Raw genomic sequence first — 12,142 nt, 5'->3', positions numbered from 1 at the left:
TACATATATGCCCTTAAACGTTGCAAACTAAGACAGAATTGTAGTTTGCGACGTTTAAGGAGTGCAAAGTTATGCATATTTTTGAAGGAGCACGGCATCTTTCTAATGGCGAATGGGTTATCCGAGCGATTATAGCTTATATATTTTTAATTCTTGTTGCGAAAGCGATGGGGCAAAGGTCTATTGCGCAACTAAGATTTTTAGACGTTGTACTAGTGTTATTATTAGGGGGGAATATTTCTAACGCATTATCAGATGAAAAGGTTGGATTACTCGGTTCGATGATTACAACGTTCATACTCGTTGTACTTCATATAATAAGCTCTGTTTTAATGTTGAAATGGGATAGGTGGAGACGTTTTTTAGAGCCTGCACCTATTATTCTTATACATAATGGTTCCATTGATTTTAGTAACTTAAAAAAAGCGAGAATTACGGTGGAGTATTTATTTTCGGAACTTCGCGTACAAAATGTGAGCGATATTAAAACGATTAAATTAGCATTGTGGGAAGCGAGTGGTGTTGTTTCTATATTTCAGTATCCAGAATATGAAGCAGTTTCTCGGCTTGATCTTAAAGTGGCGGGGAAAAAATATCCAGTTGCTTTTATATTAGTGAAAGATGGAAGAATTCAGCAAGATGTTCTCGCTTTATTAGGAAAAACAGAAGAGTGGGCGAAAGAGTGTTTAGAGAAGAGTGCAGAAATCGAATCCATTATGTTAGCTACAGTTGATGAAGCGCATAAAATAAATGTTTTGTTAAAAAAATGAAAAATATACGCATTTTGTCGTTTCATACATATGATACAATAGTGTGAACAACGGAAAAATGGGAGGTGTTTCCATGGGATATGTAGAGGAGTTACGAAAAGTAGTTGGTCATCGCCCTTTAATTTTAGTTGGTGCTGTTGTACTCGTTATAAATGAAAATGGTTATGTTTTATTACAACAGCGAACAGAGCCGTACGGAAAATGGGGGTTGCCTGGCGGGCTAATGGAGCTTGGTGAATCACCAGAAGAAACAGCTTACCGTGAAGTATATGAAGAGACAGGAATAGAAGTAAAGAACCTCCGATTAATCAATGTATTTTCTGGAGCGAACTACTTTACAAAATTAACAAACGGTGATGAGTTTCAATCCGTAACGACAGCCTATTATACCGATGAATACGAAGGGAAGTTTGTTATGAATAAAGAAGAAGCGGTTCAGCTTAAATTCTTCCCGGTAACAGAGCTACCTGATTATATTGTAGGATCGCATAAAAAAATGATTGTGGAATATATGAAAATTATGGAAAAAAAGATATAATAGTAGTGGAAGAAATACAAAAACACAGATCTGGTTGGTAGTCCAGACGCATGATTTTATGTCAGTAACCTTCCCCTCCGGGATGTCCAGTATTTCTAATTTTTTTAAGGAGGGGCTGTCAATGGAGTTGACAGTATATCATGATGGTCAATTTTTTGTGGGAATTATTACTCGCAAAGAAAAAGGGAAGTTGTTTGGAGCAAAGTATATTTTTGGGACGGAACCATCAGATGAAGAAGTACTTATATTTGTAAATGGTCCAATGTTAGCGTATTTCCAGCACTTTGCAAGATTTGGTGTGGAGATTAAAGAAAAACAGCGCCCGAAAAATAGTAAGCGTATCATACGGCAATCGGCCAAAGAAGTAAATGAAAAACGTTATACAAAAGCGCAAGAGGCAATTAGTTTATCTTACGAGTTGCATAAACAAGAAAAGCGAGTGCAATCTAAAGAGAAACGAGAAGCTGAAAAGCAAAGAAGACGTTTAATAAAAGTACAAAAGGCAAAGCAAAAACATCGAGGTCATTAAGAAAAGGTGTTAGAGCAAGAGCTCTAACACCTTTTCTACGCTCAAATACAAGTAAACTTACTTGTATTCTCTAAACATTAACTGGTAAGATACAAATAGGTAGAATTAGAGGAGGGAAAAGATTGATTAACTTTAACTTTTTTATGAATGATGTTGTCCGTCAAGCGCGTGAAGAGATCGTTTCTGCGGGATATACAGAATTGACGACACCAGAAGCAGTCGAAGAAGCATTTAAAAGAAATGGTACAACACTTGTAATGGTAAACTCTGTATGTGGCTGTGCAGGCGGTATTGCTCGCCCTGCTGCTGCACATTCCGTACATTATGATAAACGCCCTAACCACCTTGTAACGGTATTTGCGGGTCAAGATAAAGAAGCAACAGCAAGAGCTCGTGAATATTTTGAAGGATATCCACCTTCATCTCCATCATTTGCTTTATTGAAAGATGGAAAAATTGTAACGATGGTAGAACGTCATGAAATTGAAGGTCATGAACCAATGCAAGTAATTGCAAAACTACAATCTTACTTCGAAGATAATTGCGAAGAACTATAAGGAAGAGAAAAAGCGGTACGTTCAGGAACAAGTGGACGTACCGCTTTTTTATTTATTTTTTATAATGATTGGACATGCATAGATGTGTTATTTTATACATGATTTTATGCAACGGAAACGAACTTAATAATGTTTTTGTGTTTATTTTTATTTTAAATGTTGCATAAAAATGAAAGTGTTGATACAATACAAACATCGAATAAATATTCTATTTAACTTTTAAATATACATCATTAGGGGGAAGAAAGATGAAGAAGTTATTATCAATATCATTTGCACTTATTTTAATTGTAAGTATGTTCAGTGCTTGTAGTAATGGGGAAGAAAAGACGAAGAGTGAGAATAAAAAAGTACTCGTTATGGGGACTTCAGCAGACTATAAACCGTATGAATACGTGGAAGCTTCAAAAAGTGATGAAATTATCGGCTTTGATGTTGATATTGCAAAATATATCGGAAAAGAACTTGGGTATGAAGTGAAAGTGAAAGATATGGATTTTGGAGGATTATTAGCATCTCTTAGCTCAGGAAAAGTTGATTTCGTTATGGCAGGTATGACGCCAACTGCAGAGCGTAAAAATAATGCTGATTTCACAGATATTTATTTTGTTGCTAAAAATATGATTGTTTCAAAAAAGGGCTCTAATATTAAATCATTAGAAGATTTAAAAGGTAAAAAAGTAGGAGTACAAACAGGATCAATCCAAGAAGAAAAAGCAGAAGAATTTAAAAAACAAGTCGATTTCAAAACTGAGGGACGTGACCGTATACCAGAAATCGTACAAGAAATTAAAGCTGGTCGTTTTGACGCTGCAATTATAGAAGACACAGTTGCAAAAAATTATTTAGAAAAAATGAAAGAACTACAAGGAATTGAAATTCAAGAAGCACCAGAAGAAGTAGGTGCAGCAATTGCTCTTCCGAAAAACAGTGATAAAACAGAAGAATTTAATAAAGTAATTAAGAAAATGCAAGAAAATGGAGAAATGGATAAATTAGTGAAGAAATGGTTTGGCAGCGGAAAATAAGCTGCCTTTCACTTTTCTGTGAGGGGAATGAAAAGGATGAATCTAGATTTTTCGGCAATTACGCCTTCAATACCATATATATTAAAGGGATTAGAAGTTACATTGAAAATTGTAGCTGCATCAGCTGTGGTAGGATTTATTTTAGGAACGCTATTAGCGCTTTGCAAAATTGCTAGAATACGAGTATTAAATATTGCAGCAGATATTTATACGTCAATATTTCGTGGCACACCGCTTGTATTGCAATTAATGATTATTTATTTCGGTGTTCCGCAAATGATTGGATATGAGATACCAGCCTTTTTAGCAGCTGTACTTGCATTTAGCTTAAACTCAGGTGCATATATGTCAGAAGTGATTCGTGCGGGCATTCAAGCAGTCGATAAAGGGCAAACAGAAGCAGCAATGGCTTTAGGTATTCCGTACAGTAAAATGATGAGAAATATTATTTTTCCTCAAGCTTTAAAAAATATATTACCAGCGCTTGTGAATGAGTTTGCGACACTTACGAAAGAGTCGGCTGTAGTAACTGTAATAGGAGCGACTGATTTAATGCGCCGTGCTTATATTGTAGGCGGTGAAACATTTAAATATCTTGAGCCATTACTGTTTGTTGGACTTATTTATTATATATTAGTAATTATTCTTACATTAATCGGGAAGGCAATTGAAGGGAGAATGAAGAAAAGTGATTAAAATTGACAACCTTCATAAATCATTTGGAAAAAATGAAGTATTAAAAGGAATTACAACAACGATTGAAAAAGGAGAAGTTGTTGCAATTATCGGACCGTCTGGATCTGGAAAGTCAACATTTTTACGCTGTATGAATGTACTAGAAGCAGCGACAGCTGGTCACATTTGGATTGGAACGGAAGAAGTAACGAATCCGAAGACAAATATTATGCACGTTCGTGAAAATGTCGGAATGGTATTTCAACATTTTCACTTATTCCCTCATATGACTGTATTAGAAAATATTACGTATGCTCCTATCAATGTAAAAGGAGTAACGAAGCAAGAGGCTGAAAAAAAAGCTGAGAAACTTCTAGAAAAAGTGGGGTTATTAGATAAGAAAGATGCATATCCAAATCGCCTTTCAGGTGGACAAAAGCAGCGTGTAGCAATTGCAAGAGCGTTAGCGATGGAACCGGAAGTTATGTTGTTTGATGAACCGACCTCTGCGTTAGATCCAGAAATGGTGAAAGAAGTGTTAGAAGTTATGAAATCATTAGTTACGACAGGAATGACGATGGCAATCGTTACACATGAAATGGGATTTGCAAAAGAAGTAGCAGACCGTGTTCTCTTTTTAGATGGTGGAAAGCTCGTAGAAGATAGTAATCCGGAAGAGTTTTTTACAGCACCAAAAAGTGACCGTGCAAAAGAATTTTTGCAAAAGATATTGTAATATGTGAAGGGTACGTGAATAATAGGTAGAAAAGGATGACATTGCGTCATCCTTTTTTTATACTATTTTTAAATACATTTATACATATAGGAGTAATGATATGTTTAAAATTGGATATAGAACGGTGAAAACAGCGCTTGGAACGGGAGCGGCAGTTTTTATTGCTCAGTTATTAGGATTAGAATTTTATAGTTCAGCTGGTATTTTAGTCATTTTATGCGTGCAAAATACGAAACGAAAATCCGTTCAAGTATCGTTGCACCGTTTTTTAGCTTGTGTATTATCGATGGTATTTGCGTTTTGTATTTTTGAAACGATTGGTTATACACCACTTGCGATTAGCGTATTACTGCTTACCTTTATTCCGACTGCAGTTATGTGCAAAATTCAAGAAGGCATTGTCACGAGTTCGGTTATCGTTATGCATCTGTATTCATTAAAGCAAATTACATGGTCTATAGTTGGTAATGAAATTGCTATATTAACGATTGGAATTAGTGTCGCTTTATTAGTAAACATGTACATGCCAAGCAGTGAGAATAAACTGAAAGAGTATCAAGGGAAAATAGAAGACCATTTCAGAACGATTTTGTTTGAAATGGTCGTTTATTTACGAAATCGAGATAGTAATTGGAGTGGGGCCGAATTAATTGAAACAGAAATGATGCTGAAAGAAGCAAAAGATTTATCATTTAAAAAACTTGAGAATGAATTTATGCGTGAAGATGACTATTATTATCGGTATTTTGATATGCGTATGCAACAATTTGAAATTTTGGAGCGAATGATACCATTAGCTGCATCACTATCTTGGACGTATGAACAAGCGGATATGATTGCAGACGTAATTGAAAATATAGGGAATTCTATTCGTCCTGAAAGTACAGGGGTCATTTCGTTAAGACAACTTCAAGAAATGCGAGAAGTATTTAGAGAAATGCCTTTACCAGTCTCGCGAGAAGAATTTGAGATACGTGCGAAACTTGTTCAACTTGTGTATGAAATGGAGCAATATTTACTCATTAAAAGTCGTTTTAAGGGAAAGGATAATATAAAAGAACTTATTTAGAAGGTAGGAATTATGTATGCCGTATCTTCTTTCTTTATTATTATGTCTTTCTTTATCACCAATCTGGCCTCTTGGTGATAACCCACGTGCTGGAGATCCTTTTATAATTGTAAATAAAGCAACGAATAAACTAGCTTACATTGATGATGGAAAGATCCAAAAGGTTTTTCCAGTAGCGACAGGGAAAACAAATGAATTAACCCCAGAAGGAACCTTTGACATTGTATTGAAGGCGAAGGATCCATATTATATTGCGAAGGATATTCCTGGGGGCTCTCCAAAAAATCCACTTGGATCGAGGTGGATGGGATTTAATGCAAGAGGAACGGATGGAAGTAAGTATGGGATACACGGGACAAACCAGCCTAGTTCAATTGGAAAATATATTTCGCAAGGGTGTATAAGAATGAAGAAACATGATGTGGAATATTTGTTTGATCGTATTCCACTTGGAACGAAAGTATCGATTGTGAAATCGAAAAAATCATTTCAGCAATTGGCAAAGGAAAAAGGGGCCATAGCATTTGGAAAAGTCAACGAAACGGTTGGCTTTTTTCTTTTCTATAAGTTGTCTTGACATGTGTACATAACCATGCGTTAATGAGAATATATAAAGATAATTGAGTAAAGGGGTTGCTCATATGTATTTAAATCCAAAAATTTCTTACATGCAGTTTTGTGTTGGTTTTCTATTTGTTATTACATTCATATTGGCAACTTTTAATATATGCTCTTACGTTGTAGCGATTGTATTTATGGCATTACTCAATCTTACTTTTGTTATTGGGGCATTTCAGCAGAAACAATATACAAGTTTTGTAATAGCACTTGTAATGGCCTTTTCCTTTAGCATTGTAGCAATTGTAATATATATAAAATAATAAATGTTTAATACAAGATAGACTATCTCGATTTCGAGATGGTCTATTTTGTATGTGTAAGCAGTAAAAAAAGGACGAGTGAATCGTCCTTTTTACCAAAACATACTTGCGCCAGTAAGTAATGTTGTTACAAGCATAGAAATTAGCATTATATAAACCATAATTTTTTGAGCTTTTTTATGCATCGTTAAACCTCCTTGCAAATCAGTACAAATTTATTGTAACTAGAAATGGATTTGTGGACAAGGGGAGAGAAATGACAAATTTCGAGAAGTGTGTGTAAAGTAGAACAGGAAATTTGTGCGTGTGTAGAGAATATATTAAAAGGTAGAGTACTAGTTTTTTGTTATGCAAGCATGAAGAATGGAGATACGATGATGAAAATATACGAAACAGATCGTTTACATTTAAGAGAAATTGATGAGTCGTATGCGGAAAAAGTTCTTCAATATTACGACAAAAATCGTGAATTTTTAAAAGCGTGGGAAGAGTATAGACCGGAGGGTTTTTTCACGTTAGATTATCAAAAGAAAAAGTTACAAAAGGATAGAAAAGAGTTCGCGGAAGGTAAGATAATCAGGCTTTGGATTTTTAAAAAGGGTGATGATACAAAAATTATTGGATGTATTTCATTTAATCTAATTGTTCGCGGAATTTATCAATCTTGTGTACTTGGCTATAAATTAGATAAGGAAGAATTGAATAAAGGTTACACAACAGAAGCGCTTAGAAAAGCAATTCAAGTTACATTTGAAGAATTTCATTTACATCGTATAGAAGCACCAGTTATGCCACGAAATTTAGCATCTATACAAGTAGTGACGAAGATAGGATTTCAATATGAAGGTGTATCTCGAAAAATGCTAATGGTAAATGGCATCTGGGAAGATCATATGCGCTGGGTATTGTTAAACGAGTAATAGAAGGCAGATGGGTATCTAGATGTGTTAACCATCTGTTTTTTGTCTTGTATTTCGAAACTTTTGCGAAATTCTGTTATAATTAATGTTGTTACATACATAATGGTAGTGCAGGAGGCGCAGTCTTATGATTAATCAAGAACGTTTAGTAAATGAATTTATGGAGTTAGTACAAGTAGATTCTGAAACAAAATTTGAAGCAGAAATTTGCAAAGTGTTAACAGAGAAATTTACTGCTTTAGGTGTAGAAGTATTTGAGGATGACACGATGGGTGTGACTGGTCATGGTGCAGGTAACTTAATTTGTACTTTACCAGCAACAAAAGACGGTGTTGATACAATTTATTTCACTTCTCATATGGATACAGTAGTTCCTGGTAATGGAATTAAGCCTTCTATTAAAGATGGATATATCGTATCAGATGGTACTACAATTTTAGGAGCCGATGACAAAGCTGGATTAGCATCTATGTTTGAAGCGATTCGTGTCTTAAAAGAGAAAAACATTCCTCATGGTAAAATTGAATTTATTATTACAGTTGGAGAAGAATCTGGTCTTATTGGTGCAAAAGCGTTAGACCGTGAGCGTATTACAGCAAAATATGGTTATGCATTAGATAGTGATGGAAAAGTTGGTGAAATTGTAGTTGCAGCGCCAACACAAGCGAAAGTGAATGCGATTATTCGTGGGAAAACAGCTCACGCTGGCGTAGCACCAGAAAAAGGTATATCTGCAATTACTATCGCAGCAAAAGCAATCGCAAAGATGCCACTTGGTCGTATCGATTCTGAAACAACTGCAAATATTGGACGTTTTGAAGGTGGTACACAAACAAATATCGTTTGCGATCATGTTCAAATCTTTGCAGAAGCTCGCTCTTTAATAAATGAGAAAATGGAAGTGCAAGTTGCAAAAATGAAAGAAGCATTTGAAACAACTGCAAAAGAAATGGGTGGTCATGCAGACGTTGAAGTAAACGTTATGTATCCAGGATTTAAGTTTGCTGCTGGCGATCACGTTGTAGAAGTTGCGAAACGTGCAGCTGAAAACATCGGTCGTACGCCTTCTCTTCACCAAAGTGGTGGCGGAAGTGATGCGAACGTAATCGCAGGACATGGTATCCCAACAGTTAACTTAGCAGTTGGTTATGAAGAAATTCATACAACAAATGAAAAAATTCCTGTTGAAGAATTAGCGAAAACAGCAGAATTAGTTGTAGCTATTATCGAAGAAGTAGCGAAGTAAGTAATAAAGTAAAAAAGACGTGTGAACCAATTATGGTTTACACGTCTTTTTTTATTTTGATTCAAGTGCTTTCACAAGGCGGATAAGCCAATATAAGAAGACCCATGGAAGTACATAAGTTGTTGTAAAACGTATGAAATGAGAGAAGATTCCTAAAGCGTAAATGTTAATGTTAAAAAGGGGAAGTAACAAATAATTAATCGCAAGGATTACTATAATAATAATAAATACATAATTGAGTTTATTATGTTGTTTCATAACGATTCATCTCCTTTACAATAATATCCATTTGTTACGTACAGTATAGCAAAAAATAGATAGAGAAAAGCCAATAATTAGTATAACTTTTAAAGAAATTTGATATAATGAAGGAACAAATGTTCTTTGAGGGGTGAGTAGTATGCGAGAAATGTATCCGAAAAATGGACGTGTTATTTTACATGTAGATATGAATTGTTTTTTCGCATCTGTTGAAATTGCTCATGACCCATCATTACAAGGAAAGCCATTAGCGATTGCGGGGAATGAAAAAGAGAGAAAAGGGATTATCATAACATGTAGTTATGAGGCGAGAGAAAATGGAATACGTACGACGATGCCTCTATGGGAAGCAAAGAGATTATGTCCGCAATTAGTTGTGAGGCATCCTAATTTTACATTATATCGAGAAGCTTCATTTCAAATGTTTCAAATTCTTTCCCGTTTTACAGAAAAAATACAACCAGTTTCTATAGATGAAGGGTATTTAGATATTACAGATTGCTATGCGCTCGGTTCGCCTCCTGAAATAGCGAAGATGATTCAACAAGCGTTACTAACAGAGCTACAGCTTCCATGTAGCATTGGAATCGCTCCAAATCTTTTCCTAGCAAAGACTGCTTCAGATATGAAAAAACCTCTTGGTATTACAGTACTTCGAAAACGTGATATCCCAGAAATCATTTGGCCACGATCAGTTGCAGAGATGCATGGAATCGGAGAGAAAACAGCTGAAAAATTAAAAGACATTCATATACATACAATTGAACAGTTAGCAAAAGGAGACGAGCATATCATTCGCGCTAAAATTGGAAAGCATGGTGTTGATTTACAAAAACGTGCAAAAGGTATGGATGACAGGGAAGTTGACCCGAATCAAATGGGACAACATAAAAGCGTTGGAAATTCGATGACTTTCTCAAAGGATATGGACGAAGAAAAAGAATTACTTGATATGTTAGAAAGATTATCGAAATCAGTAAGCAAAAGGCTACAAAAACGAACTCTCGTTAGTTATAACATTCAAATTATGATTAAATACCATGATCGCCGCACAGTAACACGGAGTAAACAATTGAAAAATGCAATATGGGAAGAACGGGTTATTTTTCAAGCGGCATCCCGTTTATGGAAGCAACACTGGGATGGTGATTCTGTTCGTCTGTTAGGTGTTACAGCTACTGAATTAGAGTGGAAGACAGAATCGGTGAAACAGTTAGATTTGTTTTCGTTTGAAGAAGATGCGAAAGAAGAGCCGTTACTTGCTGTTATTAATCAAATTAATGATAAATACGGAACAGCTCTTTTACAGCGAGGTAGTCAACTATTACGTAAGCAAGAAAAGTCGTTTCAGCAAAAATTAAAAAATAAGTTTATGTAGAAAGTTTTAGAGATTTAAACCCTTCTTTTTTAGATGGAAGAGAGGATCTAGCCATGTGTAGAAGCGGTCAAATCCTTTTTCAGCCCCGTACCAAGTTGAAAAACAAGGAGAGCAAACGAGTATGGATATAAATAAAAAGCACTGATTACAGTGCTTTTTATTATAGATTATGAGATTGTAGGATTTTCAAAAATAACAATCTCTGAGCTATTTGTTGTTGAAACGCGTTGTGCGTAATATGTTAAAGCTGAAGAAATATATGTTGGTAACGTCTCATTTGTATGTGATGTTGTATATTCATGAATTAATTCTTTTAAAGTCGTCCACTCTAGTTGTGCTGGGTGATCAGAAACGAAAGAACTTACCCAGCGATCAAATGAAGATGAAAAATCAGTTTGTAAACGAAATACTTCTTTCATAATAAAACGCTCCCTTTATATGTGATATAGTTATATTACTACAAAACACGAACGATTGTTAAGTTTTTTATTTGAATATTCGTGTTATATAGTTGTCTAGATGATTGTCTATGTAAATTCAATTTGCCATTTGAAATAACATTCCGTAAGATGAAAGATAGATTATATAAAGAGCTGGAGGAAGGAAAGTGGAATTTGTATTTTTAGGAACTGGTGCAGGTGTTCCTTCAAAAGGAAGGAACGTTTCAGCAATCGCCTTACAATTGTTAGAAGAACGAGGGCAAACGTGGCTATTTGACTGTGGTGAAGCGACTCAGCATCAAATTTTACATACATCTGTACGCCCAAGACGCATTGAAAAAATATTTATTACTCATTTACATGGAGATCATATTTTTGGTTTGCCTGGTTTATTAGGGAGCCGTTCTTTTCAAGGAGGAACGACGCCGTTAACAGTGTACGGCCCAAAAGGAATTAAACAATTTATTGAAGTAGCATTATTAGTAAGTACGACACATGTTAAATATCCACTTGAAATCGTTGAGATTACGGAAGAAGGTATTGTGTTTGAGGATAATGAGTTCTGTGTAGAAACAAAAAGGTTATCACACGGAATCGAATGTTTCGGATATCGAATTGTAGAGAAAGATATACAGGGAGCTCTTTTAGTGGATAAGTTGCTGGGAATGGGTGTGAAACCTGGTCCAGTTTTTAAACGTTTAAAAGATGGTGAAGTAGTTGAATTAGAGAATGGCACAGTGTTAAATGGAAAAGATTTTATCGGCCCGCCTCAAAAAGGAAGGGTTATTACAATTTTAGGCGATACACGATATTGCGAAGCGAGTAGAGAGCTTGCGCAAGATGCTGACGTACTTGTTCATGAAGCGACTTTTGCGGCAGAAGATGAACAGCAAGCACATGACTATTTCCATTCAACAACAGAACAAGCTGCGCGTATTGCATTAAATGCAAATGTAAAGCGATTAATATTGACTCATATTAGTTCTCGTTATCAAGGAGATACATATAAGGAATTGCTGAAAGAAGCAAGAAAGTTATTTTCTAATACAGAAATCGCGATGGATTTGAAATCATTTCCAGTATAAAAATAATATTCAAAAAATGGTAACATACG

General features: G+C 35.3%; 17 protein-coding genes. 14 read left to right on the top strand and 3 right to left on the bottom strand.

Annotated elements, in window-relative coordinates; all coding sequences use genetic code 11:
* Positions 1 to 71 precede the first annotated feature (71 nt).
* From V7038_RS05170 to V7038_RS05125, 10 genes are all read left to right on the top strand, one after another.
* Positions 72 to 770, top strand: a complete 699-nt coding sequence (locus tag V7038_RS05170; RefSeq protein ID WP_199692607.1) for a DUF421 domain-containing protein — start codon at positions 72 to 74, stop codon at positions 768 to 770.
* 73 nt (positions 771 to 843) lie between these two features.
* Positions 844 to 1,308: an NUDIX hydrolase gene (locus V7038_RS05165; RefSeq protein WP_335469378.1), complete on the top strand. Its 465-nt coding sequence runs from the start codon at positions 844 to 846 to the stop codon at positions 1,306 to 1,308.
* Positions 1,309 to 1,429: 121 nt separating this feature from the next.
* The gene (locus tag V7038_RS05160) at positions 1,430 to 1,837 is read left to right on the top strand and encodes a YjdF family protein (RefSeq protein ID WP_199692605.1); all 408 of its coding nucleotides are present in this window, start codon (positions 1,430 to 1,432) and stop codon (positions 1,835 to 1,837) included.
* A gap of 143 nt (positions 1,838 to 1,980) precedes the next feature.
* On the top strand, positions 1,981 to 2,394 hold the full coding sequence (locus tag V7038_RS05155) for a BrxA/BrxB family bacilliredoxin (RefSeq protein ID WP_002015097.1): 414 nt from the start codon (positions 1,981 to 1,983) through the stop codon (positions 2,392 to 2,394).
* 248 nt (positions 2,395 to 2,642) lie between these two features.
* On the top strand, positions 2,643 to 3,422 hold the full coding sequence (locus V7038_RS05150; protein ID WP_002111717.1) for a transporter substrate-binding domain-containing protein: 780 nt from the start codon (positions 2,643 to 2,645) through the stop codon (positions 3,420 to 3,422).
* 36 nt (positions 3,423 to 3,458) lie between these two features.
* Entirely contained in the window at positions 3,459 to 4,118 is a 660-nt protein-coding gene (locus V7038_RS05145) for an amino acid ABC transporter permease (RefSeq protein ID WP_002111716.1), read from the top strand.
* Entirely contained in the window at positions 4,111 to 4,833 is a 723-nt protein-coding gene (locus tag V7038_RS05140) for an amino acid ABC transporter ATP-binding protein (protein ID WP_002111715.1), read from the top strand. The genes V7038_RS05145 and V7038_RS05140 overlap by 8 nt, the downstream gene beginning before the upstream one ends.
* A 100-nt stretch (positions 4,834 to 4,933) precedes the next feature.
* A complete protein-coding gene (locus V7038_RS05135; protein ID WP_002111713.1) occupies positions 4,934 to 5,902 on the top strand; it encodes an aromatic acid exporter family protein in 969 nt (322 codons plus the stop codon).
* Positions 5,903 to 5,918: 16 nt separating this feature from the next.
* Positions 5,919 to 6,479: a L,D-transpeptidase gene (locus tag V7038_RS05130; protein ID WP_016106120.1), complete on the top strand. Its 561-nt coding sequence runs from the start codon at positions 5,919 to 5,921 to the stop codon at positions 6,477 to 6,479.
* A 64-nt stretch (positions 6,480 to 6,543) separates the two neighbouring features.
* Complete coding sequence (locus V7038_RS05125; RefSeq protein ID WP_002088543.1) at positions 6,544 to 6,783, top strand: DUF3894 domain-containing protein; 240 nt, start codon at positions 6,544 to 6,546, stop codon at positions 6,781 to 6,783.
* Between the two features lie 92 nt (positions 6,784 to 6,875).
* Here the strand turns inward: V7038_RS05125 and prli42 are convergent, their stop codons facing one another.
* The gene (prli42, locus tag V7038_RS05120; RefSeq protein WP_000549036.1) at positions 6,876 to 6,968 is read right to left on the bottom strand and encodes a stressosome-associated protein Prli42; all 93 of its coding nucleotides are present in this window, start codon (positions 6,966 to 6,968) and stop codon (positions 6,876 to 6,878) included.
* Between the two features lie 189 nt (positions 6,969 to 7,157).
* On the opposite strand from prli42, the gene V7038_RS05115 reads away from it, so the two are divergent.
* Positions 7,158 to 7,703 (top strand): GNAT family N-acetyltransferase, encoded by a 546-nt coding sequence (locus V7038_RS05115; protein ID WP_033711020.1) that lies wholly within the window; start codon positions 7,158 to 7,160, stop codon positions 7,701 to 7,703.
* Between the two features lie 127 nt (positions 7,704 to 7,830).
* Positions 7,831 to 8,949: a tripeptidase T gene (locus tag V7038_RS05110; RefSeq protein WP_335469375.1), complete on the top strand. Its 1,119-nt coding sequence runs from the start codon at positions 7,831 to 7,833 to the stop codon at positions 8,947 to 8,949.
* A 51-nt stretch (positions 8,950 to 9,000) separates the two neighbouring features.
* Here V7038_RS05110 and V7038_RS05105 read toward each other — a convergent pair whose 3' ends face one another.
* Entirely contained in the window at positions 9,001 to 9,207 is a 207-nt protein-coding gene (locus V7038_RS05105) for a hypothetical protein (protein ID WP_002111704.1), read from the bottom strand.
* A gap of 142 nt (positions 9,208 to 9,349) precedes the next feature.
* Between V7038_RS05105 and V7038_RS05100 the strand changes: the two genes are divergently transcribed.
* Entirely contained in the window at positions 9,350 to 10,588 is a 1,239-nt protein-coding gene (locus tag V7038_RS05100) for a DNA polymerase IV (RefSeq protein ID WP_002111703.1), read from the top strand.
* 167 nt (positions 10,589 to 10,755) lie between these two features.
* Here the strand turns inward: V7038_RS05100 and V7038_RS05095 are convergent, their stop codons facing one another.
* Positions 10,756 to 11,007 (bottom strand): DUF3932 family protein, encoded by a 252-nt coding sequence (locus V7038_RS05095; protein WP_002111702.1) that lies wholly within the window; start codon positions 11,005 to 11,007, stop codon positions 10,756 to 10,758.
* A gap of 188 nt (positions 11,008 to 11,195) precedes the next feature.
* Between V7038_RS05095 and rnz the strand changes: the two genes are divergently transcribed.
* Entirely contained in the window at positions 11,196 to 12,113 is a 918-nt protein-coding gene (gene rnz, locus V7038_RS05090) for a ribonuclease Z (RefSeq protein ID WP_002111701.1), read from the top strand.
* The last annotated feature ends 29 nt before the right edge of the window (positions 12,114 to 12,142 follow it).

The organism is Bacillus sp. JJ783, assembly GCF_036963225.1.
Classification (GTDB): Bacteria; Bacillota; Bacilli; order Bacillales; family Bacillaceae_G; genus Bacillus_A; species Bacillus_A cereus_U.
Note: the sequence above shows the minus strand (reverse complement) of the source record. Positions and strands in the feature narration are given on the sequence as shown.

Excerpts from the sequence above, each read along its gene's own strand:
- V7038_RS05095 (WP_002111702.1), bottom strand. The coding sequence starts at position 11,007 with ATGAAAGAAGTATTTCGTTTACAAACTGATTTTTCATCTTCATTTGAT.
- V7038_RS05155 (WP_002015097.1), top strand. The coding sequence starts at position 1,981 with ATGAATGATGTTGTCCGTCAAGCGCGTGAAGAGATCGTTTCTGCGGGA.
- V7038_RS05100 (WP_002111703.1), top strand. The coding sequence starts at position 9,350 with ATGCGAGAAATGTATCCGAAAAATGGACGTGTTATTTTACATGTAGAT.
- V7038_RS05115 (WP_033711020.1), top strand. The coding sequence starts at position 7,158 with ATGATGAAAATATACGAAACAGATCGTTTACATTTAAGAGAAATTGAT.
- V7038_RS05145 (WP_002111716.1), top strand. The coding sequence starts at position 3,459 with ATGAATCTAGATTTTTCGGCAATTACGCCTTCAATACCATATATATTA.
- V7038_RS05160 (WP_199692605.1), top strand. The coding sequence starts at position 1,430 with ATGGAGTTGACAGTATATCATGATGGTCAATTTTTTGTGGGAATTATT.
- V7038_RS05165 (WP_335469378.1), top strand. The coding sequence starts at position 844 with ATGGGATATGTAGAGGAGTTACGAAAAGTAGTTGGTCATCGCCCTTTA.
- V7038_RS05135 (WP_002111713.1), top strand. The coding sequence starts at position 4,934 with ATGTTTAAAATTGGATATAGAACGGTGAAAACAGCGCTTGGAACGGGA.
- prli42 (WP_000549036.1), bottom strand. The coding sequence starts at position 6,968 with ATGCATAAAAAAGCTCAAAAAATTATGGTTTATATAATGCTAATTTCT.
- V7038_RS05125 (WP_002088543.1), top strand. The coding sequence starts at position 6,544 with ATGTATTTAAATCCAAAAATTTCTTACATGCAGTTTTGTGTTGGTTTT.
- V7038_RS05110 (WP_335469375.1), top strand. The coding sequence starts at position 7,831 with ATGATTAATCAAGAACGTTTAGTAAATGAATTTATGGAGTTAGTACAA.
- V7038_RS05150 (WP_002111717.1), top strand. The coding sequence starts at position 2,643 with ATGAAGAAGTTATTATCAATATCATTTGCACTTATTTTAATTGTAAGT.
- V7038_RS05130 (WP_016106120.1), top strand. The coding sequence starts at position 5,919 with ATGCCGTATCTTCTTTCTTTATTATTATGTCTTTCTTTATCACCAATC.
- V7038_RS05105 (WP_002111704.1), bottom strand. The coding sequence starts at position 9,207 with ATGAAACAACATAATAAACTCAATTATGTATTTATTATTATTATAGTA.
- V7038_RS05170 (WP_199692607.1), top strand. The coding sequence starts at position 72 with ATGCATATTTTTGAAGGAGCACGGCATCTTTCTAATGGCGAATGGGTT.